The organism is Myxococcus eversor (assembly GCF_010894455.1).
Classification (GTDB): Bacteria; Myxococcota; Myxococcia; order Myxococcales; family Myxococcaceae; genus Myxococcus; species Myxococcus eversor.
Genome location: NZ_JAAIXY010000014.1, coordinates 271,385 through 295,450, shown reverse-complemented (window position 1 = coordinate 295,450; position 24,066 = coordinate 271,385). Strand labels below are relative to the sequence as shown.

Genomic DNA, 24,066 nt, shown 5'->3' with positions numbered 1-24,066 from the left:
TCCCGAACACCGACCCGAAGCCCCCCGCGATTCCCGCCGCCAGCAGCTCCCGCCGCAAATCCGGCCCCACCCGGAACCGGTGAGCCACCCAATCCGCCAGGCTCCCACCCATCTGCACCGCCGTGCCCTCGCGCCCCGCGCTCCCGCCAAACAGGTGCGTCAGCACCGTCCCCACCAACACCATCGGCCCCATCCGCAGCGGCACCTGCGCATCCCCCGTGTGCACCGTCTCCAGCACCAGGTTGTTCCCCCCGCGCACCGGCCCGCCCCACTTCGCGTACACCGCCCCCAACACCCACCCCGCCAACGGCAGCGCGTACACCCACCCCTCCTGGCCCTCCCGCAGCCGCGTCGCCGCATCCAACAGCCACAGGAACCCCGCGGACGCCACGCCGCACACCACCCCCACCAGGGCCCCCAGCACCAACCACTGCCCCAGGACTCGCGCTCCTCCCGTCCACCTCACCGGGCCTCCCTCCCAAACCGTTGAAACATCGTGAAACACCGCGTCATACGTCGCGACGCGTCAGGAATCAGACACCCCAAGGGCGCGACACTTTGGGTTCCATGCAATCCGCGAATTCTAACTGGTCGCGTTATTCCAGTTTGCGGGTGATTCGCGAATCGACGGCGTGTAGCCTTCGGTTTCCCCCTACATCCCCCCAGCGGGAAGAAAAGAGAGCGGGCATGTCCTTCCGTCGCAATGGGCTGTCCTTCGCCGCCGTTGTCGCTGCCGCCACGGTGAGCGGTAGCGCGATGGCGAGCACCATCAACCAGAACACGTCGTGGACCATCGACCGGTCCACGTCCACGACCAAGTATCGCGTCGTGGCGTACGGCGACTCCATCTATGCCGGCTACAACGGAGGCATTGGCGGCGTCGCGCGCCGCGCGGCCCCCGTCGTCCAGGGCGAGTACCTGGCGAAGCTGTGGAACACGGACATCGAGGTCATCCGCCGCACGAAGTCCGGCGCGAAGGCCGACGACATCTACAACAACAAGATTGTCTCCGAGCGCTCGTACATGCAGGCGACCAACACGCGCGCCGTGATGTTCGAGATGTGCGGCAACGACTACCTGCAGGCGCGCAGCGCCTTCACGGACCAGACGGGCACCTGTAACTACAGCGGCCTGGAGGCGGCGCTGGCGGCCTGCACCACGTACACGGAGAGGGCCATGCAGGCCATCAACCAGTACGCGACCACCGCCAAGGTCAAGATTGTCTCCAACATCTACTACCCGGGCTTCGGCGCGGACAACGTCCAGACGGCCTGCAAGGACTCGGCGACGGGCGCCACCATCAACAAGCAGGTGAAGTTCCTCCCCCTGCTGGCGCGCAGCAACTGGCGCACCTGCAACCTGGCGGGCCGCTACGGCTTCCAGTGCGCGGACTCCTTCGCGGAGATGATGGGCGCGGACTACGACTCGAACGGCGACGGCCAGGTGGACTCCGCCGCCCTGCGCTACCGCGCGGGTGAGACCGAGGACGCGTACGTGGCTCGCATCACCGGCGCGCTGCGCTCCACGCTGCGCGACGCGAACACGCACTTCGTCAACGCCTCCACGAGCTACGACTACATCCAGTCGGACAACACCCATCCGACGTACTTCGGCACCACCATCAGCGTGAGCATCTTCTCCGGCTCGGGCTCCGGCACCGGCGCGCCCCAGTTCACGGACGCCCAGGTGGTCGACGGCAAGAACCCCGAGTGGAACAAGACCGGCCACGAGCGCATGGGCTGGGAGAGCGCGCGCTTCAACCCCGCCGCTCCGTAGTCCTCGCGGCACCTGCCTTGCGCGGGTGAGCTTCACCTCGAGGCCTCCGACGCTCGTACCGCGTCGGGGGCTTCGTCGTTTCCAGCGCCGCTCATGTCACATCAGGAAGCGCGACGCGGTGAAGGCCATGATGCCCGCGTAGTACACCAGCCGGCAGACCCACTCGGCGCTCCGACGCACGCCGCGCGTCCATGACGGCACGAAGCGCGCCGCCGCCAGGGACACCAGCTCCGCCACCCCGCGCCAGAAGCACGCGATGAGCAGCAGGCTCAGCGTCACCGGGGCGTAGTAGCGACCGAACGAGCGCAGATACGCCGTCAGCCCGTTGAGCTGGTACTCGCCGAACGGACCGCCGAAGGCGATGTACTGGTGCGCTCGGAAGAAGATGCCCGCGGGCACGAGCGGGAAGACCACGAGCTTCAGCACCAGGTGGTACCAGCGCTTGCGCCACAGCTCCCGGCGCGCTCGCCCGTAGCGGACCAGGGGATGCACCACCGCCGCGCCCAGTGAGCTCTCTTGTCGCGCCAGCGCCACGAGCAGTGGCACCGCGTCCTCGAGCTCCAGGCCGTACTCGAGCGCTCGCCCTGACTTCAGGCGCAGCGTCAGCCCGGGCCCGGGGAGCGGCAATCGCCAGGGGCGCACGGACTCCACGGCGTCGAGCGGAATCTCCAGCCGGGCGCCGTCGCGCAGCGTGAGCGTCAGGGTGCTGGCTCCTACCTCCAACGTGGCGCGGGCCCGCGAGCGCAGCGCGGCCACCAGGGCCAGGGGCAGGCCTCCGCCCAGGATGAGGCTCCAGATGAGGGGCTCGGCCTTGAGCGTCTCCGCGCCTTCGAGGATGTCCGACAGCAACCAGGCGGTGAAGAAGAGCAGGTTGCCCACGGTGAGGAGGCGGGCCGACATCGCCACGCCGCGTCGCGCGGTCGTCCAGGCGTGGAGCGTGAAGCGCTCGGGCTCGGCGGTGGGCGAGGCCGTGGGCGGCGGCGCGCTGACGGGGAGGGTGTCGACGGAAGGGGAGCTCATGGTGCGAGGACGGGTCGCCGGGAGAGGCCACATTGCCTCGGCGAGAGGGTGTCCGTAGCATACGCAGCGCGGAGGTCTCACGGCGAGCATGCGGCCGCAGCACCCATCCCCTGAACGGCGTGTCGACAGCGACGGCGTCACCCATGTCGCCCCGACGCGCTCCTCCTCCGGAGGCGGTGTCGCGCGGTGGCTGGTGGGCGGCGCGCTCGTCTTCACCGTGCTGTGCATCGCGCTGAGCGCGTGGCTGAGCGCCTCCGACGTGGCGGTGGAGGGCGAGCCCTTCGTCGAGGCCACGCCGCCTCCCGTCGTCGAGTCCGCGCCCGTGGTGGCTCGCGCTCCCGTGCGCAAGCCTCCCGTGAGGCAAGCGCCGCAAGGGGACGCCACGCCCGTCATGGGCGAGCCCACCGCGCCACCCGAGCCCGCCACGGAGCCCGACGTGCCCTCCTCCGGCCCCACGGGGATTCAGCTCTATCGCCCTGGCACCAAGCCGCTGAAGCGCGGACTCGTCGTACCCGAGGGCTTCGAGCTGCCTCCCGGCTACGTGCGCCACTACCAGTCCACGGACGAGGGTGAGCGCGTGGAGGCCATCCTGATGTTCCATCCGGACCACCAGCCGGTGGATGCGAACGGGCAGCCGCTGGAGATTCCGGAGAATCGCGTGGTGCCCGCGGAGCTGGCGCCCCCAGGCATGCCCGTGCGCATGCTGGAGCTGCCCAAGTCGGACGAGTCCAAGGACTCGCCTTGACGCTGCTGGGGCGAGAGGACGCGTCATCCGGGCGTCGGCTCGTCTGGAATCTGGGCGCGGTTGTCGCGACCACCGTGGCGTTGTGGGCGTTCTCGCTGCTGCGGATGCCGTGGACGTTGCTCGGTTGGTTCGCCTTCGTGCCGTGGCTGGTGGTGGTGGACCGGGCCCGCTCGTCGCGCGAGGCGCTGCTGCTGGGCGCGGGACTCAGCGTCACCTTCAGCGCCGCTGTCTTCGGGTGGTTTCCGGGCGCGCTGCAGTCGTACTCGGGCGCGCCGCTGTGGCTGTGCTGGTTGTTGATGGCGCTCCTGGCGCCGGTGTTCCAGCTCCAGTTTCCGCTCACGGCGCTCGCGCGACATCTGGCCCGGCGCGCGGTGGGGAATCGGGCCCGGTGGCTGCCGCCCGCGGTGAGCGTGCTGGTGTACGTGGGCGTGGAGTGGCTGGCGCCCAAGCCCTTCGCGGACACGCTGGGACAGGGCTTCGTCTACTCGCAGCGACTGCGGCAGTTCGCGGACATCGCGGGCGCGCCCGGGCTCACGCTGGGGCTGTTGTTCGTCAATGAGTGCCTGTTCGCGATGGGGCACGCGTTCCGGACGCGCGGGGCGCCGGGTGCGCTGAAGCCCCTGGTGGTGGCGGTGGCGATGGTGGTGGTGATGTTGGGCTACGGCTCGTGGCGCTTCTCCCAGTACCAGGAGGGGCGGAACGCGCAGCCCGCGCTGGTGGTGGGCGCGGTGCAGGCCAACATCACCCACTACGAGAAGCTCAAGGCGGAGCACGGTGCTTACGAAGTGGTGCGGATGATTCTCGACACGCACTACGCGATGTCGGACGCGCTGCTGCGCGAGGCTCCGGTGGATGTGCTCATCTGGCCGGAGACGGTGTATCCGACGCCCTTCGGTGTGCCCAAGAGCGAGGCGGGCGCGGAGCTGGACGCCGAGATATCCGCCTATGTCGCCGCGCGGAACGTGCCGCTCATCTTCGGCTCCTATGACCTGGAGGGCGGAAAGGAGTTCAACGCCGCCATGTTCCTGTCGCCGGGCGAGAAGGAGGGAGGGGCCCCGACGCGCGAGGTGTACCGCAAGTCGAAGCTCTTCCCGTTGACGGAGTGGGTGCCGGAGCTCATCGACTCGCAGGGCCTGCGCGAGTGGCTGCCGTGGACGGGGCGCTGGACGCCGGGCCCGGGGCCTCGAACGGTGATGCTGCGTCGGCGCGACGGGCGGATGCTCACGGTGGCGCCGCTCATCTGCTACGACACCATCTTCCCCTCCTACGTCGCGGAAGAGGCAGAGGGCGCGGACCTGCTGCTCACGCTGTCGAATGACTCGTGGTTCGGGGGCACGCACGGGCCCAGGTTGCACCTCACGCATGCGGTGTTCCGCAGCATCGAGACGCGCCGCCCACAGGTGCGGGTGACGAACTCGGGGATCTCCGCGCTCATCGACGACACGGGCGAAATCCTCACGGAGATTGGCGATGGCCAGCGCGGCACGGCCGTCATGCGCGTGCACTGGCATACCGCGAGCTCCTTCCTGGCGCGCATGTGGGGCAACTGGCTGGGACCCGTGGCGCTGATGATGGCGGTGGTGCTGCTTGGCGGCGCGGTGCTCGGCGCACGGAGCGACCGGTACTGACGAGGCCGTGCGCGGCCCGTGACGTGGCGACAACGGCGCTGTCAGGGGCGGCGGACTCCGGAGTGGCTCTGCTCGCTCCAGGACACTTCATCACCCGGCAGCGCGCCTGCGTGACACATCCGCTTCGCGGCACGGCGTGGGCCGTTGTCGCCCCGCACCGTCGGCACTAGACGCTCCGCGCAGGGACGCCTCACTCAGGAGCGGAGCACTCGCGATGATTGTCGGACGGCGGCTGTCGTGGCACATCATCCTGCGTTACACGGGCATCCCCGTCGCGGTGCATGTCATCTTCGCCCTCGCCATCATCGTGGGCTATCGCCTGTTCCATGCGTCCTGGATGGCCGTGCCCGCGATGCCCATCTCGGTGCTCGCCGCCGCGCTGGGTGTGCTGCTCGCCTTCCGCAACAACTCCGCCTACGACCGCTGGTGGGAGGCCCGCACGCTGTGGGGCGGCGTGGTGAACTGGTCGCGCACCTTCTCCCGCCAGGTGCTCACGCTGCTGCCCCGTCCCGGACGTGAGCCGGGTGACACCATGACGGAGCTGGAGCTGGCCGCCGTGCCCTCACGCCTGCTGCGCAGCGCGGTGGAGCGCCCCGGTGCCATGCTGACGGTGCGCGGCACCCGGGCGAGCGACGGCGCCGTCCGCGACAGATTCGGTCAGGCCCGGGTGCGCTCGGGGGAACGAGACTCGGAGGGAGAGGTCGCGGTGCTCGGCACTCCGCTACAGGCCCAGGGAGAGCCGCGCGGGGTCATCACCCGCATGGTGGAGGACATCACCGAGGACGCGCGTGAGCTGGTGTACGCGCAGATGGGCTTCGTACACGCCCTGCGCTGCCACCTGCGCCGACAGGACCCGTTGCCGGAGATTGTCTCCTTCTTCCGCCCCGACGTCATCGACGCCCTGCGCGACGAGCACAACGTCCCCTCCGCGATTCTCCTGTGGATGGCGACACGCCTGCGCCGCATCTACGGACAGGTGTCCGACCCGCAGAAGGTGCTCTTCCTCCACGTGACGATGGACCGGACGTTGACGGAGCTGACCAACCTGCTGGGCGCCTGTGAGCGCATCAAGAACACACCGCTGCCTCGCCAGTACGACAGCCTGCTGTTCGCGATGACACGCGCCTACCTGGTGCTGCTGCCGCTCGGTGTCGTGGAGGAGCTGGGCTGGCTCACCCCCGTCGTCACCGCCATCATCGCGTTCCTCTTCATCGGGCTGGATGCCGTCGGACGCGACATCGAGACGCCCTTCGAGGACGACGTCAGCGACACGCCGATGACGGCCCTCAGTCGGACCATCGAAATCAACCTGCGGCAGATGCTCGGAGAGAACGAGCTGCCCCAGCCCGTGCAACCCAAGGACGGGCTGCTCTACTGAGGCCGCGAGCTTCTCGAATGGACCCTGTCAGCGCCGCGCCGTCCGTGCCGGCGGCCCGCGTTGCGACAGGGGCGGGCGGGGCGTATACCCGAGGCATCGTGTCCGGACTGTCTCGGCTCCTCACGCTCGTGCTGCTCCTCGGCTGGCAGGTCGCCGCCAGCGGTGTGGCGGGGCTGGGGCACTACTGCGAGAAGCAGGTCCAGACGCGCGCTTCCAAGTGCCGCTGTCATGAACACGCGAAGGCGGACTCCCACGGCCAACCCACGCTGAAGTGGGACTGCTGCGAGGAGCCTCACTGGGACCTGCCTGCTCCCCTTGAAGGCAGTGTCTCCAGCGCCACTGTCTTCGTCGCGCCGCCCGTTGCTGTACCTCCGGTCGCCTGGCTGCCGCTCAAGGCGCCCGAGCGGGGCCCTCGTCGCTCCCTGTCCCCGTGGGACATGCCCCCGTCCCAGGGGCCCCCTGTCTTCCTCCGCATCCGCACGCTGCTCCTCTGAGCGCTCCGGCGTACGGGGCTGGCTCGTGGTGTGTCCTCGACTCGACCGGTGTCTTGTCGAAGGCCCCATGCGCGACGCCCCGTGCCCTGGGCGAGGTGCCTGTGTCCCCGTGACTTGGGGATGCGCGCGGCCGCGCCTCCTGAACGCAACCGAGGAGCCGTGTGCGCGAGGTCTGTCGCTCCGGCTCGCCGTCAGCCCGACTTCAGAAGAGCGAGACCATGGACATGATTTGGGAGTTGATGATTGGCACTGTGCTGTTGACGCTGCTCATCGTGGTGATGACGCCCGCGATGTGGAGCTCCAGAACCAGCCTGCGTGAGAAGCCCAAGGAGCACGAGAAGCCCCCCAAGCCCGACGCGTGAGGCCTGGCTTCGAGGACGCGGCCACGTGGAGCGAGGTGGCCGCGTCCCTCGGGTCAGAGCCTGCCGGCCTTCAGCTCGTCGACCAGGTGCGCGCTGGCGCGCACGGCGAGGGCCATCATCGTCAGCGTGGGGTTCTGCGGCCCCTGCGAGGGGAAGCTCGCGCCGTCCATGACGAGGAGGTTGGGCACGTCCCAACTCTGGTTCCACGGGTTGAGCACGGACGTCTTCGCGTCAGTGCCCATGCGCGCGGTGCCCACCTCGTGGATGGCCATGCCCGGCGTGGACAGGGTGTCGTTCACCTTCTCCACCGTGAAGCCCGCTTCCTTCATCATCTCCTGGCACGCCGCCACGGCGTCCTTGCTCATCCGCAGCTCGTTCTCCGAGTGGCGGCAGTCGATGTGCGCCGCCGGAATCCCCCAGCGGTCCTTCACCGTGGCGCTCAACGTCACCCGGTTGCCCGCGCGCGGCACCATCTCCCCGAAGGGGACGAAGTGGCAGCTGTCCGCGAAGGTGAAGACCTGCACGCCATAGCCTCGCGCGAAGCCGTCCTCGCGGGACGTGACGTTGCGGAACTGGGGGATGTACGCCCAGCTCTGCTCGGCGCGCTGCTGCTCGGGCGGCAGGTTCATCTTCGCCTCGATGCCGAGCAGGTACGTGTGGTCCATCAGGTTGCGGCCGAGCTGCCCCGAGGAGTTGCCCAGCCCGTCCGGGTGCGCCGCGCTCTTCGAGTGCAACAGCAGGCGCGTCGTCTCGATGGTGCCCGCGGCCAGAATCACCACGCGTCCGTGCGCCTCGTGCGTCCTGCCGGACTCGGTGTCGACGTAGGTGACGCCGGTGACCCGGCCCGTCTTCGCGTCGTGCAGCACCTGGCTCACCACCGCGTGGGTGCGCAGGGTGAGGCGGCCCGTCTTCAGCGCGGCGGGGAGGGTGACGGGGGCGCCCGCGGTGCGACGGACGACGACGCGGCGCTCGGGCCAGCGGCGCTCCACGTGCGCCTTGAGGTGTTGCTCCGCGGGGTTCATCGCGATGGAGGAGGCGAAGACGGAGTCGGGCAGCGTGTCCAGCCCGTCCGCGTTGCCGGAGAGGCCCATCCACCGCTCCACCGTCTCGTAGTGCGGCGCCAGCTCCGCCAGGCTCAGCGGCCAGTCCGGGCCCTGTCCGTCCTGCCCGCCTGCTTTGAAGTTGAAGTCAGACAGCCGGTAGAACTGGCGGCCGTGCGCCTTCACCGACGTGCGCCCACCAACCTGCCGGGCGCGAATCCACGCGAAGGGCGCGTCGACCGGTGTCGTGTAGGGATTGTCGACGTCATCCACGAAGGCGTGTGGATGGAACGGCCACGCGAAGGTGGTGGACTGCACCGACTGGCGCTGCTTGCGCGCGCTGTCCGTCTCCGCCTGGTAGCCGAGCAGCTTCTGACGGAGGCGGTGCCACACCCAGAGCATGCGGTCCGCCCGGTTGCTTCGCCCGGCCTCCAGCACCAGGACGTTCAGCCCTGCCTCCGTGAGCTGCTTGGCCGCCCAGCCGCCACACGCTCCGGAGCCCACCACCACCGCATCGAAAATCTTCTTGGACGTGCTCACAGCATCCCTGCGACTGCAAAGGGGGTGCGCGGTACGCGTCACCGCGAGTTGAATCACCTCAGTGTAAGCTGGGCCGCGCGAGATTGACCATGGACGCCCCCCCCCTGTGTCGCGGGTGACTCGCGTTGATGCTGGACGGGCAGCCGGGCAGGACCCGGGGAGGGTGTTTCATGAAGTGGAGGCGAGTCGTCGCGGGCGTGCTGGTGCTGGGGGTGCTCGCCGCCCTGGCCCTCTTCGGACGGGCCCTGCGTCATTCGGAGTCGTACTTTCACTATCCCCGCACCGCCCCCACGCGGCCCGCTGACTTCGCGCAAGCGCAAGACGTGCGCCTGTTCACCGAGGATGGGCTGGAATTGCGTGGCTGGTATTCGCCTTCACGCAACCGCGCCGCCGTGGTGATGGCGCATGGGTTATCCCAGACACGCGCGGACCTGCTGCCGGAGGCGCGCATCCTCCGCGATGCGGGCTACGGCGTGCTCCTGTTCGATTTGCGCGCCCATGGTGAGAGCCAGGGCGAGACGTCCACCTGGGGTGACAAGGAGCGGCTGGACGTGCGCGCCGCGCTGGCCTTCGTGCGGGCCCGCCCCGACGTGGACGCCGGGAAGGTGGCGGCCCTCGGCTTCTCGATTGGCTCCGCGGCCGTGGCGGAGGTCGCCGCGAAGGATTCGGGCGTGCGCGCGGTGGTGCTGCTGTCTCCGTTCAACACGCTGTGGCTGGCGGCGGCGTATGACTTCCGCCGCTTCGGCTTCGTGTCCCAGTCCGGCGCGCTGGTGCCCTTCTGGCGTCGGGGAATCGCGCTCGACGAGGTGCGCACCATCGACGCGGTGGACCACATCCGTCCGCGGCCACTGCTCATCGTCATGGGCACGGAGGAGTCCGGCCAGCCGCTCGCGGACGAGCTCTTCGCCCACGTGCGCGAGTACGCCCAGACGTGGCGAATCCAAGGCGCGGCGCACGGCGGCTTCAGTGACGTGGAGCCCCAGGAGTATCCCCGCCGGCTGCGCGCCTTCTTCGACTCGGCGCTGCTGGCGGGCGGGGAGGGTGCTTCCGGAAGCGCTGCCCCGGCGGTGCCCTGATGACTCCGCGTCAGGCGACCTTCGGAGTCTCCTTCTCGCGGGCCTCGAGCTGCTCCAGGTCCTTGAGGAAGGCGCGGCCCTTGTCCGCGTCCGTCATGTAGACGAAGGCGGCCATGCCCTTGAGCTGCTCCAGGGACTCGCCCTCGCGGCCGGGCTTGCCCTTCTGGCGGTTGTGGATGGCGGCGCGCAGGCGGCGCACCACGTCGCGGGGGACTCGCGCGGTGGCCACGCCGTCGCGGGCCTTGTTCACCACCAGCCCGGTGACTTGCTGCCGCGTGCCCTTGCGGCTCACCCGCGTCTTGTCCGGGTGCACGGTGAAGCCCTCGGCCTCCACCACTTCCTTCACGCGCGTGAGCAGCACCGACACCGCGGGGCCCTGCGCCCGCTTCGCCTTGGGCTGCTTCGTCTTCGTCCAGGAGAAGGTGAGGTCGTCCGCGTAGCGCGTGTAGATGAAGCCCAGGCGCTTCGACAGCGCGGACAGGCGCTTGTCCAGCTTGAGGCACAGCGCGTTGGTGATGCCCGGAGACGTGGGCGCGCCCTGCGGCAGCGCGCGCGGGCCCTTGGCGACGTAGAGCGTCTTGCCTCGGAACTGCACCGTCTCGCGAGGCGCCTCGGTGGCCATCAGCGACAGCAGCGTGGCGGTGTTCTCTTGCAGGCCGCCCTTGCGCAACAGGCCCTTCACCCGCCGCCACGTCACGGTGGGGAAGAAGTCCTTCAAGTCCACCTTCACCACCACGTCCGCGCTGTGGTGGGCGAGCGCGTTGGTGAGGATGGAGCGTCCCGAGACGAAGCCGTGCGCCGCGCCGTGCACGGGCAGCCGCTCCACCACGTTGGACAGCACCCAGCGCTGGGCCTGCTTCAGCTCCGGCTTGGGGGACGTAATCGTGCGCGTGCCGCCGTCGCGCTTGGGGATGCCCCAGCTGATGTAGTGCGAGCCGGTGTCCACCTCGCGGTGGAAGGCGAACCAGCGCAGCTTGGAGACGCTGAGTCCGAGCGCCTTGGCGAGCGCGTCCACGGTGCCCAGCTCCGGCAGGCCGTTGGCCTTCGCCCGCTCCTCGCGGTGGGCCACGTCGAACTTGTCGGAGCCGGCGTCTTCCTTCCAGTGCACGCCAGCGCCCAGATGGCTGATGTGCGTGGCCTTCCAGGCCTCATGGGCCTGTCGGCCCAGGGCGCGGAGCTCGGCGGCCTCGGCCTTCTTCTTCTCCTTCCAGGCCGTCTTCTCCTTCTCGGAGGCGCCGGAGAAGTCCAGGTCCGCCACGGCGAGGCCGCGCGAGACGAGCTGGCCCTGGGCCCACGCGTCGGCGCCGCCCGCTTCGGTGATGGCCTTCCAGCGGATGAGCAGGGCTTCGTGCGCGGCGCGGCGGGCCTCACGCTGGGCGACCGCGTTGGCGGCGGGGGCCTGGGGCGCGGGCGTGGCAATGACTTGCGGCGCTGCTGCGGGGACGAACGACTCCAGCCTGGCGGTCATTTCAAGAACCTCGAGGGGGCGCGTCGGCGTCGGACGAGGCGGGCAGTCATCGCGAGCAGTCGAGGGAGGCCAGGAAAGCACCACCATCTTACCTGGTGCACGGTAGCCTCACCGGCTCTCCCCTCCTAGTCACTACGGCCGGGGTGGGCAAACGGCGGTCGCGTCGTTGGTTCCGCTGCCCACCCCGGCCGTAGTGACTAGGAGGGAGAGAGCCAAGAACAGGCTACCTTGCGGAGAGTGTCCTGCATTTCAACCGGAGCGGCGCAACGCCGCTCCCGCGCTCGAGGCGCTCAGGCTGATGAATTCCAGACCTCTCTCGGCTGCTCGCGCGTGAAGCGCGTCTCATCGTGTCTTCCGTCGCACCTGCCCTTTCGGCCGCTGCGTGAGCGGCCGAGCCGTGAGTGGGGGTTTACACCAACGCCGATGCCGCGTCGATGTAGCCTTCAGCCGAAAGCTTCTCCAAGCGCGTGAAATATGCAGTCCGCGCCTCCGTGTCCGTGTCGAACCAGAGCCGCTGATGACGCGCCTCGCCAGTGCGAGGGCCCCATTCCACGGCGACGACCTGGCCGTCCAATGACACGCGATACACCATCTCCTGTCCGCTCTCCGCGTCGCGCCGCACATACGAGCGAGTCTCCGCGCGGATGAGCTTGCGACCCTCGGGCGTCTTGCGCAGCGCCTCTTCCTCGGCGCGGCGGCGCGCATAGGCCAGACGCAGCGCGAGCTGATGCTCGCAAGGCCCCTCGCGCATGCCGGAGCGGCGGAAGTGCGGACACCCGCAGGACGCGTCCTTCACGCGGCCTTCCAAATCCAACGTGAAGCTCGGGAAGAAGCTGCGCACCGCCTCTCGGTCCACCACTTCGCCGTGGATGCGGGTGCCCTCTCCGACGAGCTCGTGCACCTTCGTCAGCTTCACCTCGCCCGCGCCCGGGCCGCCGTCACCCAGCAGGCGGTGGGCCCGCGCCTCGCGCTCGCTGCCGAAGCGGATGACGGACTCGTCCACTGGCTTCGCCATCAGCTCGCGGGGACGGTACTGGCCCTTGGCGACGTCGAAGAGGATGCGGCCTCGCAGGCACTCCAGCTGGAGCGCGGCGCGCACGTGCTCCTTCGATGCGCCGTCCGCTCCCGCGACGAGCGTGTCGAAGGGCAGGGGCCCGTCCGCGCGCAGCTTGTTGCGCAGCTTCTCCGCGAGCCCGTCCGGCACCGCGCGGGGCATGAGGACATCGAAGGCCGCCGCGGAGGACCAGCCGCTCTCCGTCCAGCCCGTGAGGCCCAACGTCAGCGTGGCCGCGCCCATGTCGATGACCCAGAACACCGGCAGGCCAGGGCCCATCAACTGGAGACGCACCGACTTCGCGTGCGGCAACAGCCGGGCGAGCGCGACCAGACGCTGACGGCCGAACGTGCGCACCACGGCGGGCGCGGTGCCGTTGTACGTGCCGCCATGGCACTCCAGCACCAGCTCCCACGGCTCCAGCACCAGACGCGGCGCGGCGCCGGGGACCAGCTCGAAGCGCAGCGCGCGCGGGGCCTTCTTCGCCTTGCGGGTGCGCAGCGCGAAGAGGAGGTTGTAGAGGTCGATGGGCGCCAGCACGCAGGAGCTGGCCGGCAGCGTGGCGGCGGACTGCACCTGGAGGAAGCCGCGCAGCCAGGCGTGCGGCACGTCGACATTGCGAGGCTCGCGGGCCGCCTTCGCGGGCAGGGCGACGTGGGCCTCCAGCGACACGGGCAGGTAGGTGCGCAGCCGGTCCATCCTCGTGGAGAGGTTCGCCGGGACGTCCAGGAAGGTGGAGCCGTGCGCGGCCTCGCGGCCCTCGAAGAGGCTGTTGTCGAAGGACAGGCGCGCGTAGGCGCTCTCGTCGCGGGAGAAGACCTCCAGTGAGACGCTGTCCGGGTCCACGGTGAGGACGGGGTCGAGCACCTCGTCCTGCTTCTCCTCACCGTCGAGCGCGTTGTCGAGGAACGCCTTCTGCGCCTCCCAGATTTGCGCGCTCGCCCGCTTCCCCTTGGACATGAGGTAGGCGAGGTACGCGGTGCGGTCCTTGCCCCGGTAGCGCAAGTCGCTGGAGAGGATGCCGAAGGCGGCGGTGAGCGCGTCGCGGAAGAGGGCGGCGTCCTTCAGTCTTCCGCGCACGCCCACGGTGCCGCGCGAGCCCTCCAGGGCCAGCAGCACGCGGGACGCGTCGGACGTGGACTCCACGTCGCTCGCGGTGGCGTAGCGAAGCTCGACGGGGTGCCGGGTGGCGGTCGTCACGACGGGGTTCCTTCCTTCCGGTTCCGCGCACGCTCGACGGCGCGACGTGCACGTTTGTGGGCGCGCCACGCGGCCTTGCGCAGCTCCACGGACTGAGACTTGTCGAAGGCGGCCTCGTGCAGCAGCTTCGCCGCCTCGTCACTCCCGAGCCGACCCAGGCCGGCCCACGCTTCCTGCTTCAACTCCGGCTTCGCATTCTGCGCCAACGCCTTCAGCGGGGCGATGTTTCCGTGGCCCAGCAGCGCGGGCTCGGCGAGGCGACGGCCCTCGGAGGTGACGAGTGCCTCGGCGGGCACCTGCGCGCCCGTGGGGCCCAGGGCCACCGGGTCGAAGGGCTTCACCTCCAGCGCCCACGTCGCGGCCTTCTCCGGCGCCAGTCGCGCCAGCGCATCCGCCGCCGCCGAGCGCACCCGGGCATCCGGGTCCACCAGCGCGCCCTTGAGCGCCTCGGCCGACGCCGCGAGTTCCTTGGTGTTGGTCAGCACGGCGCCTGAGTCCTGGCCCACGAGCTTGAGCGTCGCGCCCGCCGTGCCCAGTCGAGACAGCACTCGCGCCGCCTCCTGACGCACGGTGGCCGGAGACGCCGTCTCGCCGCCCTGGAGGAGGGCTCGCGCGGAGTCCGCCAGGCTGGCCGCGCCCAGTCGTGAGCCCGCCCACAACAGTCGCTCCCACGCGGTGGCCAGCGCCTCGCGCTTCTTGCCCGGAGGTGAAGCCGTCCAGTCGGCCGCCGTCTTCCGCTCGGCCGTCACCAGCGCGCGGGACAGCGCGGCGACGTCCACCTGACCGGCCTGACGCGCCTCACCGGTCCACGTGCCCACCAGCAGCGCGGCTTCCTGCCGTGCCTCCGGCTTGTCGTTGGCGAGCAGGGCCACCGTCTCCGGCACGGGCAGCGCGCCACGGCGGGCGAGTCCCCGGCGCAGTCGCAGCCGCAGCTCCTCGTTGGTCAGCGTGGCCAGACGGGGCACGAGCAGCGCCGGGTCACCCTCGCGCGACAGGTACGCCGCGGCGGGCTCGGAGATGTCCTCGTTGATGCTGGCCACGGCGAGGAACTCGACGCGGGTGCGCTCCTTCGGGAAGAGCGCGTCCAGCGCCTTGCGCGCTTCCTGACGCAGGTCCTCGTCGCCGTCGTCGAGGATGGTGGCCAGCGTGGCCTCCGCCTCCACGTCCTTCAGCTTGCCCAGCTCCTGGGCGATGGTGATGCGCACCTCGTCGCGGGTGCTCGTGTCGAGCAGCAGCGCCTCCAGCTTCACGCGGGCACGCTCTCCGCCGATGGCGCGAAGGCCCTTCACGCCGGCTTCCTGCAGCTCGGAGGTGGAGCCCTCCACCGCGGCGGCCTCCACCTTCTCCTCGACGCGACGGCGCTCCTCGCCCTCGGGCAGGCGGCCCGCGAGGCGACCCAGGCCCTCCAACGCCGCCCACACCATGGACGGCTCGGTGGGAGCCTCGGGCGTACCGCCAGCGGCCACCGTCTCCAGCTCGCTCAGCGCGCGCGGGTCACCCAGCGTGCCCAGGGCGAGCAGGGCGCGCTCGCGCTGCCCATCCTCACCGGCGCGGGAGTACAGCAGCAGGGGCCGCAGCGCGCTGACTCCGCGCAGGTGCGCCACGCCCTCGGCGGCCGGGAGCATCAGCTCGCGCGTCCCGCCGCGCAGCACGTCCTCCAGCGGAGCCACGGGGATGCCGTGCTCGATGACGCGCTTGGAGTACAGCTCCACCGCCGCCGCGCGCACCGCCACGTCCCGGTCCGAGAACAGGCCCACGAGCAGCTCGGCCTGACCGGCCTCCGTGCCGTGCTCCAGCTCCTTCAGGGCCGCCAGCCGCACCGCCACATCGTTGGACTTCACCGGCGAGCGGAGGAAGCGCACCGCGAGCGCCGCGTCCCGCTTCTTCACGTCCGGGGGGCCCGCGATGTTCATCGCGGCGGCCACACACGCGACGCGCACCGAGCTCGTGTCGTCCTCCAGGCTCCGTCGCGCGAGCACATCCAGTGCCTCCGCGCGCTTCGTCTGTCCCAGCGCGGCCACCAGACGCAGCCGCTCGTTCACGTCCGTGGCGACGGCCACGCGCGCGGCCAGGGCGCTCACGGCGGAGGGCGTGCCCAGCCGTGCCAGCGCCTCCGATGCGCGCTTCGCCACGGCCGACGTCTCCGAGCGCAGGAAGGAGGCCAGCACCTCCACCGCGCGGTCATCTCCGCGCCACGCCAACAGCTCCGAGGCGCGCAGGCGCAGGTCCTCGTGCTCGCTGGCCATGGCCCGACCCAGCGCCTCGGTGACACGCGAGTCGTTGGCGCCGGCCAGCCGCTCAATCACCCCGACACGCAGGTCCGCGTGCTCACTGCCCAGCGCGGCCAGCAGCGGCTCCAGGCTTCCGGCCGGGCTGAGCTTCTCCAGCAGCTCGAAGGCGTAGCGACGCACGTCCGGCAGCGGCGAGTTGAGCGCGGCGGTGATGCGCGGCTTCGCGGCGTCACCGCGCTCGGCCAGTTCGTCCAGCGCCGCGCGCGCCACGTCCGGCGCCAGCGAGGCGAGGGCGAGCGACAACGGCTCATCGCTGCCCGCGGGGAACAGCTCCTTGAGCCCCGTGAGCGCCGCCTTGCGCACCAACTGGTGCGGGTCCTCCAGCGCGCGCAGCAGCGCGGCGACGGCGGCGGGAGTCCCGGCGAAGCCCTCCAGCGTGAGCTTCACCACGCGGTCCACGGCGTCGCGGCGGACGCGGTGGCTCTCGTCGTCACCCGCGGACACCTGCCGCAGCAGACCCACGTACGCGCCGAAGGCGAGCCGACGCAGGTGCTGTCGCTCCGCGCTGGCGGCGGCCTCCGGCGAGGCGCCCGGCGTCCCCGGCTTCACCGCCGAGAAGAGCCGACGCAGCCAGCTCTTGCCCTGGGCCTGCACGGGCGAGGTACCAGGGGCCGTCTCCGGCTTCCACGGGGCCTCCAGCGTGCGCGGACGGGCGACCTTCTGGGCCTCGCGGAAGTAGTCGAGCGGCTTGTTGCGCAGCAGCAGCACCTGGGCCGCCGCGTAGCGCTGCTCGGGCTGCTCGCTGGACAGGGCCTCGGCGAGCCCCACCATGCGCTTCGCGCGCTCCTCCTCGGCGGGCCACTCCTTCATGTCGCCGGCCTTCTCCGGGCGCGGCGGCAGCAGTCCCTCGACGAGGTTGGCGCGGTACGCGTCCGTCTCCGTGCGCAGCTCCAGCGCGCGGGCCGCGGCGTAGCGCACCTCCGGCCTGCCGCTGGACAGGGCGCTGGCGAGCAGGTCGGGCGGCTCGCCTCGACGGCTGGCGCGCAAGTCACGGGCGAGGACGATGGCGAACACCATCTCCTGCACCTCGCGGGCGCGGTCCTCCAGGCCATGCAGGAGACCACCGTCGCCCTCGGGGCCCAGGGCCGCGAAGGAGAGGATGGCGCCCAGGCGGATGGGCAGGTGCTCATGGCGCAGGTTGCCGGTGAGCACGGGCAGCGCGCGCGCGTCACCCAGGCGCGACAGGCCATCCGCGCCCCACGAGCGCACCGCCACGTTGGCGTGGCCCAGCGTGTCCAGCAGGAAGCCCTCGTCGCCGCGACGGCCGGCGGTGGCGAGGCCGCGCGCGCCCTGCTCCTGGAGGTCGCCCAGCTCGCTGGGCACCAGCACGGTGGCGAAGAACGTCAGCAGCCGACGCGAGCCCAGCGACGCCAGCGCGCGCGCGGCGCGGATGCGCAGCGGGATGAGGTACGCCGGAGTGTAGAGCCGCTCCAGGTCCTTGTCGGTGATGAGCCCGCGCATCGGCTCGATGATGTCCTCGGCGCCGCGCGGGGCGAGCAGCTCCGCGGCCCGCACGCGCACCTGCAACTCACCGGCGGCGATGCCCGCGAGCAGCGGCCCGTTCTCCCCGGGCACCAGCTTGTCCAGCGCCTCCAGCGCGGCGACGGCGACGACCACCTCTTCGTCCTGCACGCGCTTGAGCAGCGGCGAGCGCAGCGTCTCCACCGGGGCGTGCACGGAGCCCTTGGCACCCAGCACGCGCACCGACGGGTGCGTGGACGCGAGGGCCGCCAGGTGCGGCTCCGGCTTCTCCTTGCCGACCAGCTTCACCCACGCCTCGTACGCGGCGGTGGCCACGCCCGCGTCGCGGTCCTCCACGGTCTTCTTCAGGCGCTCTTGCGCCCAGCCCTCGGTGCCGCGCTGCGAGAGGACTTCCACCGCGCGGCCGCGCAGGTCCGGGAAGCGGCCGGCGAGCGCGCGGTCCAACGCCTTCTCCGGCACCTTCTCGTTCCACGCCCACAGCGTGCGGAAGGCCTCGCCGCGCACCTTGGCGGACTCGTCCTCCAGCGCGTCACCGAGCAGCGGCTCCGCGCCCTGCGTCGCCGCGCCCAGCTTCACCAGTCGGTCCAGGCCGCGCACACGCACGTCCTCGTGGCCGGAGCGCAGCGCCGCCTCGGCGGAGGACAGCGGCGCCTCCACGTCCAGCGTCACCACCGCGTCCAGCGCGGCGGCGCGCACGTCCGCGTCCTCGTCATCCAGCATCCACACCAGCCGCTCGCGAGCGCGGGCGTCCTGGAGCGCCTGGAGGGCGGCGGCGGCCTGACGACGGATGGGGGCTTCCGGCTCACGGGAGAGCTGCAACAGCGCGCCCAGTGCCCGGGCGTCACCCAGCTGCGCGAGGCCGCGAGCACCGCGCACGGCGGTGTCCGGAGTGCGGCAGGCCATGGCGGCGAGCAGCGGCTCCAAATCGCTCTCCGCCAGCGCGCCACCCACAGCGCCCTGCGCGGGCAGGGTGTCGCGAGCGGCCTGCACGTCCGCGTCGGTGATGGTCAGGGCGGCGCCAATCGGGCCGCGCGTGCGAGCGACGAGTCGCCGGGCCACGTCCTTGACGGAGCGGGCGAAGTCCTCGTCGCGGGCTTCCAGCGCGTGGGCCAGGGCCCGGCGCTCCAGCACGCGGATGGTGAAGGCCACGCGGCGCACGTCCGCGTCCGCATCGTCCAGCGCCCGAGCCACCAGCGGCTGCAACTGCGCATGACCCAGGAGGCCCGCTCCCGCGGCGCGGATGAGCACCTCCACGCGAAGCCGCGCGGGCCCGCGCTCGAAGGCGGTGCGCAAAGGCTCGGTGTTGCCGCCCGGCGTCACCTCGGAGAGCGCGTCCAGGGCGGCCAGGCCCACGGCGGCCTCGGTCTCACTCAGCTTGCCGGCGATGAGGCCGGGCACCAGCGGAGACGTGCCTCCCAGCTTCGCGAGCCGATGCAGGCCCGCAACGCGCATGTCCACGAAGCGCGAGTCCAGCGCGGCGCGGGGCGCGGCCAGGGGCGACTCCGTCTCCAGCACGTCGAGCGCCTTGAGGGCCTCTTCACGCACCTGGGGGTGGTCGTCGTTGAGGCGCTCACGCAGCTTGGGGCGCGCGGCGATGCGGCCCCTGGCGCCCAGCTCGCGGGCGGCGAGGCGACGCACCTCCGCCTCCTTGTCCGAGCCGAGCACCTGGAGCACGAACTCCAACGCCTCCGGCTCGTCCAGCGCGGCGGCCTCGCGCACGGCGGCCTCGCGCTTGGGACGGGCCGCCTTCACCGACTCCGTGAGCAGGTCCAGGCCGTGCACCGAGGTGTCCTGGTCATTGCCCGGCTTGCCGTCCGTCTCGATGCCGAAGCGGAGCACGCGCCGGTCGTCGCTCGCGGTGAAGACGGAGCCCAGCGCCGTGCGCGCCGCGCGAGGGTTCGCGGGCGGCATGAAGGCCAGCGCGTTCACAGGCTTGCTGCCGCAGTCGAACGTGCGCGGCTTGCGGCGCTCGTCCACCCGCCACACCTTCACCTTGCCGTCGCTGCCCGCGGACCAGATGCGGTCCGCCGGCTCCTCGTCGTCCTTCGTCGCGGGCGTGGGCGGGAAGAGCAGGGTGAGCACGGAGCCGGCGTGGCCGGAGTCCTTGTCGCCGCGCACCTCGAACTCCACCGCGCCCACCAGGTACCAGAGGCGCAGCTTGCCGTCGTCGCCACCGGAGACGAGCCGACCGTCGCGAGGCGTGAAGGCCAGCGCGCGCACCGCGCCCTCGTGGCCCACCATGTCCCGGCGCTCACCGGAGGCGCGCGTGAAGGAGCGCACCACGCCGTCGTCACCCGAGGTCGCGACATACGTCCCGGACGGGTCCACCGCCACGGCGCGCAGCGGCTGGGGTGACGCCTTCCACTCGTGCAGCTTGCGCGTGGAGTCCCACTCCCAGCCGCGCACGACGCCATCCGCGCCCGCGCTGAAGAGCACCTTGCCGTCCGGGCTGGAGGCGAGCGCGGTGACACCGCCAGGGTGCACGCCCTCGAGCTTCCACTGCACGTTGCCGTCGGCGTGGGTGCCGAAGCGCAGCGTGCCGTCCGCGCAGGCGGCGGCGAAGCGCTCACCCGACAGGGCCAGGGCGTTGACGGCGGAGGGGAGCTCGGTGCTCCACAGCACCTTGTTGGTGCCCGGCTCGAACGCGGTGACGCGACTTGCGGCCGAGGCGCGAGCGCCGCCGAGCAGCAGCACCCGGGGGCTGGCCGCGAGGGCTCGGAGCTTCTCGATGTTGCCGATGGAAAGGACGGACATGGTGTTCTTTCGAAACTCGTTGGAGGCGAGTGACGCGAGGCTCAGAGGCCCCCGAGCTGCGCGCTCGGATGCGCCGTGCGCAACTGGACCAGGGAGGCGAGACAGCTCTGCCACTCACCCTTCGCCATCGAGCCGGTGAACTCCCCCAGCACGGGCGACACGACGCGGGCGAAGTTCTCGTCATCCAGGCCCAGGTCCCTCACCAGCTCAATCACGCGGCGCTTGGCGACGCTGGCCGACAGGCGCTTCTGCACCTCGCCCTCGCGCGCTTCCTTCGCCCGACCCGGGGGCAGGCCGAAGAGCATCTTGCGCAGGAAGTCCCGCAGGGCCGCGACGTCCGCGAAGCGCTCGCCGCCACCCGCCGTCGGAGCCTCCTTCGCGCCCGCCGGCTTCCAGCCCTCCGGCAGGTGCGTGGGACGGTGCTTCTCCCAGAGCAGGCGCACCGCGAACAGGCCCACCTCGCGGTCCGCGCTCTGCATCAGCCACGCGAGCCGCTCCGCGCCACCCAGCCGCGCGTAGTGCCGACGGATGAGCTCCACCGCCACTTCGCGCGTGCTGCGCCTGGTGCTCTCCGTGAGCGAGAAGACCTTCACCGGGTCCAACTCCTCCGGGTGCAGCACGTAGCGGGCATCCGCGCCGTCCTCGCCCGCGCGCAGAAGCGCGTCATAGGCCAGGTTGCGAATCTCCTTCGCCTCGGCCTCGGCCAGTTCGTACACGCGCGTGTGCCAGCCCCAGGCGCGCAGCTCCGCGCGGGTGATGGCCAGGGCGAAGCGGCGCACGTCGTCGCGCGCGTCGAACAGCGCGGGCCACAGCTTCTCCGGCGTGTACGCCTTGCGAGGCGCCTTCGGCTTGAGCTCGTACGACTTCGACTCCGGCTGCTCCGGGCCAATCACGGGGTGGTGGCAGCGCAGGTACGTCTGGGCGAACGTGCGCACGGGCACCGGCTGCTTGGCTCCGAGTGCCAGCTCGAACAGGCGCTCCAGGCCCGCCGCCGCGTCACCCGTGTCGCTGAAGTCCGCCGGCACCACGTACTCCAGCAGGTAGCGGTGGGCGAAGTCGTGCAGCGTCGGGTCCGCCCGGCGCGCGAGCGCCAGCAGCCAGGGCACCGTGAGCTGCCGCGCGGTGAACAGCTTGCGGTTGCCCAGGAGCGCCAGCGCCACTTCCCGGTGCTTCGCGCTGAAGACCAGCCCCTTCACCTTCTCCACGTCCAGCCCGGGCAGGCTGTCCGCGCGCTTCAGCCACGTCGCCATCTGGTCGCCGAACGTCGGGTTCGCCGCCTTGTCCAGCATCCACTCCGGACCGATGACCGCGGGCGTGTAGGCCGACAGCGCCTTCACCACCAGCCCCTCCACCGGGTAGCGCTTCTTCTTCAGGCGCGGGTCCTCGAGCAGCTCCTTCCAGAAGGCCACCGGCATCTCCCCGGCGGCGTACTTGGAGGAGACGAAGCCCTTGACCCAGTTGAGCTGCTCGGAGGTGCCCAGGTACATGTCCCGCAGGAAGCTGGCCGTCAGCTCCGCGCGGTCGAACGACTGCTCCAGCGACCTGGCCGCGAAGGCCGCCGTGGGCTTGTACGACAACAGCCGGCCCAGCAGCTCCAACCCCAGCTCGCGCGGGTTGCGCTTCTCCAGCACCGCCGCGGCGAACGACTTCACGTCGCTCTCGCCCTGGGCCACCAGCTCCGCCAGCCGGTCCGCCGCCAGGTCCTGCGCGTGCGCCCGCGCGTACTCAATCGCGTACGTGCGCGCCTTGCCACTGGGAGACAACAGCAACGCGAGCACCGCTTCGTGCAGGCCGAGCGCGCGCAGCTTGCCCTGGTGGAACTCCGGCGAGCCCTGCAGCGTCTCCACGAGGAAGTCGTGCGCGCTGCCCAGCGGCCTGCGCGCGAGCCTGTCCAGCCACGCGGGCGTCACGTTGCGCAGCGTCTCCGGGAAGTCCTTGCGCAGGCCCTGGATGGCGAAGCGCGCGGCCGGGTCCGACAGACACGTGTCGAGCAGTCGCATCAGCGCGTCCGGCGAGCGCTTCCACGCGTCGGGGAACGCGCGGTGCTTCAGCGTGTCGTTGGGCGGCTGGATGGCGAAGCTGGTGGCGGTGTAGTTGCCAGAGCCGTGGGCCCAGATGTGGTGGGCCACCCAGACGGAGTACCAGGTCGTGTCCTCGTCGTAGTGACGCAGCACCTCGGCGGCGAACTGCGGGTACAGCTCCGGCACCGCGGCGCCCAGGTGACGCAGGTAGCGCCACGCGCGGCGGCGCAGGTACTGGAGCGTGCCACCGGAGACTTCGTGCCGGTACGCCTGCCGACGCTCCACGTCGAAGCGCCACGCGAGCACGCCGAACAGCTCCGCGTCGTGGTTGGCCTCGGCCAGCTTGTAGATGCGCTTGAGGCCGCCCCAGAGGCCGAACCTCAGGTCCGCCTTGCGCGCCAGCTCCAGGATGATGGCGCGGGAGGCGTCGGTGTTCTTCGCGTAGAGCGAGACGAGCAGGTCCGCCAGCGCGAGCCGCGCGGGCTGGGGCATGTCCTTCTGCGCCTGGAAGCGTTGCCACGCTTCGGCGGAGGCCTCGCGGCGGCTCGCGGAGTTGTAGCGGGCCTGCGCCTGGGTGAGCGAGCGCAGCAGCTTCTCGAAGGTGAAGGCATCCTTGGGCAGGGCCTTGCCTTCCTCCGGCTCAGGCTCCGACTGCTCGAGGAGGGCGAGCACGGCATCGGCCAGGTCCGGCGACTCCGCCTGGGCCAACCGCTCGAGGTCTGCTGCGTTCAGCGCATCGCTCGTCGACATGGGCCTGGGGACTTACCACAAGCCGCTTGCCTGGACAGCGCTGGAGCGCGGGGGGCCGGGAGTTCTCGGTTTCGGCTGTTCCGCGAGTCCACCGCGCCTGGCGGGCCCGCCGAGCCCTGCGCCTGACTACGAGCCCACGTCCACGCCCCCGCCGGAGCCGCTCTTCCGGTTGTCGAAGTACGTCAGGTCCACGAGCAGCGCGGCGGCCAGCACCATTTGACGCAGCCTGCCGTCGCTGCACGCGGGCTGGAAGTCCAGGCTGAAGTTGTCCGCGTCGCTGAAGGTCTCCTGCAAGAGCCCGCTCCACCTCTTGCGGATGACGGCGACCTCTTCACCTCGTTGGAGGATGCGGAACGTCCAGGGCTTGAAGAAGGGCCCATGCACGGTGGCCATCACCACACCCGCGGGAGAGAGGATGTCGAACCGGCGGGTGAAGAAGCGGAAGCGCTGGACGATGGTGCCCATGAGCCGGCCGTCCCACGCCGACACCTCCGCGCGCGCGAAGAAGAGGTGCCAGGGCAGCTCCACCGCCAGGGCCAGCGTGCCGCCCACCGTCATGCACTCCAGCCGCGCGCGGTAGAAGGGCCAGAAGTTGCGCAGGAGCTGTGACGCGAAGCCCTCGCCCGTCTCGCCCACGTACACGGTGTCGCGGCCCTCCGCGTCGCAGACCTCGTAGCGGTTCTTCCCCTCCCAGCCGATGAGGATTTCGAGCGCCTCCCGGAACTGACGCATGCGCACCTGGGCCGCCGTCAGCACGGCCTCCAGCGACAGGCGCAGCTCCACGCTCATGTAGCGCGGGTCTCCCGGCGGGCCCTTGCCGGCGAGCATCTCCTCGGGCGGCTCTTCTTGGGGCACTCCTGGCTCATCCGCCCTGGGCCGCGGCGCACGCGCGCCCCAGTCCAGCTCCAGCGTCGTGTCGTCCCCGGCCCATGGCTTGTTGCCCATGTCGCGGAGCCTTAAGCGGCACCCCCGCGGGACGCAAACGGG

Annotated in this window: 15 protein-coding genes; 7 read left to right on the top strand and 8 right to left on the bottom strand. The window is 71.1% G+C overall.

The features are described 5' to 3' along the window. The coding region (locus G4D83_RS27590; RefSeq protein WP_205522723.1) for a chloride channel protein at nt 1-466 on the bottom strand (466 nt) is incomplete at its 3' end. Nucleotides 467-687: 221 nt separating this feature from the next. On the opposite strand from G4D83_RS27590, the gene G4D83_RS27585 reads away from it, so the two are divergent. Then, nucleotides 688-1,776, top strand: coding sequence for an SGNH/GDSL hydrolase family protein (locus tag G4D83_RS27585; RefSeq protein ID WP_163867822.1), 1,089 nt, complete (start codon nt 688-690; stop codon nt 1,774-1,776). 96 nt (nt 1,777-1,872) lie between these two features. Here G4D83_RS27585 and G4D83_RS27580 read toward each other — a convergent pair whose 3' ends face one another. Then, nucleotides 1,873-2,796, bottom strand: coding sequence for a hypothetical protein (locus G4D83_RS27580; RefSeq protein ID WP_205522722.1), 924 nt, complete (start codon nt 2,794-2,796; stop codon nt 1,873-1,875). 88 nt (nt 2,797-2,884) lie between these two features. Between G4D83_RS27580 and G4D83_RS27575 the strand changes: the two genes are divergently transcribed. From G4D83_RS27575 to G4D83_RS27555, 5 genes are all read left to right on the top strand, one after another. Then, nucleotides 2,885-3,541: a hypothetical protein gene (locus G4D83_RS27575; protein WP_163867821.1), complete on the top strand. Its 657-nt coding sequence runs from the start codon at nt 2,885-2,887 to the stop codon at nt 3,539-3,541. Further along, nucleotides 3,538-5,169, top strand: coding sequence for an apolipoprotein N-acyltransferase (gene lnt, locus G4D83_RS27570; protein WP_240356640.1), 1,632 nt, complete (start codon nt 3,538-3,540; stop codon nt 5,167-5,169). Before G4D83_RS27575 ends, lnt begins: the two co-directional genes overlap by 4 nt. A 214-nt stretch (nt 5,170-5,383) precedes the next feature. Continuing rightward, complete coding sequence (locus G4D83_RS27565) at nt 5,384-6,547, top strand: bestrophin family protein (RefSeq protein WP_163867820.1); 1,164 nt, start codon at nt 5,384-5,386, stop codon at nt 6,545-6,547. Nucleotides 6,548-6,645: 98 nt separating this feature from the next. Beyond that, entirely contained in the window at nt 6,646-7,041 is a 396-nt protein-coding gene (locus tag G4D83_RS27560) for a hypothetical protein (protein WP_240356638.1), read from the top strand. 218 nt (nt 7,042-7,259) lie between these two features. Further along, nucleotides 7,260-7,403, top strand: coding sequence for a hypothetical protein (locus G4D83_RS27555; RefSeq protein ID WP_163867818.1), 144 nt, complete (start codon nt 7,260-7,262; stop codon nt 7,401-7,403). 53 nt (nt 7,404-7,456) lie between these two features. Here G4D83_RS27555 and G4D83_RS27550 read toward each other — a convergent pair whose 3' ends face one another. Next, nucleotides 7,457-8,983, bottom strand: coding sequence for a GMC family oxidoreductase (locus G4D83_RS27550; protein ID WP_163867817.1), 1,527 nt, complete (start codon nt 8,981-8,983; stop codon nt 7,457-7,459). Between the two features lie 170 nt (nt 8,984-9,153). Here G4D83_RS27550 and G4D83_RS27545 point away from each other — a divergent pair, with 170 nt between their 5' ends. Beyond that, nucleotides 9,154-10,059, top strand: coding sequence for an alpha/beta hydrolase (locus tag G4D83_RS27545; protein WP_163867816.1), 906 nt, complete (start codon nt 9,154-9,156; stop codon nt 10,057-10,059). Nucleotides 10,060-10,069: 10 nt separating this feature from the next. Here G4D83_RS27545 and G4D83_RS27540 read toward each other — a convergent pair whose 3' ends face one another. From G4D83_RS27540 to G4D83_RS27520, 5 genes are all read right to left on the bottom strand, one after another. After that, nucleotides 10,070-11,527 (bottom strand): reverse transcriptase family protein, encoded by a 1,458-nt coding sequence (locus G4D83_RS27540; RefSeq protein ID WP_163867815.1) that lies wholly within the window; start codon nt 11,525-11,527, stop codon nt 10,070-10,072. 409 nt (nt 11,528-11,936) lie between these two features. Next, on the bottom strand, nt 11,937-13,781 hold the full coding sequence (locus G4D83_RS27535) for an SWIM zinc finger family protein (protein ID WP_163867814.1): 1,845 nt from the start codon (nt 13,779-13,781) through the stop codon (nt 11,937-11,939). Continuing rightward, the gene (locus G4D83_RS27530) at nt 13,778-20,308 is read right to left on the bottom strand and encodes a HEAT repeat domain-containing protein (RefSeq protein ID WP_163867813.1); all 6,531 of its coding nucleotides are present in this window, start codon (nt 20,306-20,308) and stop codon (nt 13,778-13,780) included. Before G4D83_RS27530 ends, G4D83_RS27535 begins: the two co-directional genes overlap by 4 nt. Before the next feature lie 41 nt (nt 20,309-20,349). Further along, nucleotides 20,350-23,079 (bottom strand): hypothetical protein, encoded by a 2,730-nt coding sequence (locus G4D83_RS27525; protein WP_163867812.1) that lies wholly within the window; start codon nt 23,077-23,079, stop codon nt 20,350-20,352. 126 nt (nt 23,080-23,205) lie between these two features. Continuing rightward, on the bottom strand, nt 23,206-24,024 hold the full coding sequence (locus tag G4D83_RS27520; RefSeq protein ID WP_163867811.1) for a phospholipid scramblase-related protein: 819 nt from the start codon (nt 24,022-24,024) through the stop codon (nt 23,206-23,208). Nucleotides 24,025-24,066: the final 42 nt, after the last annotated feature.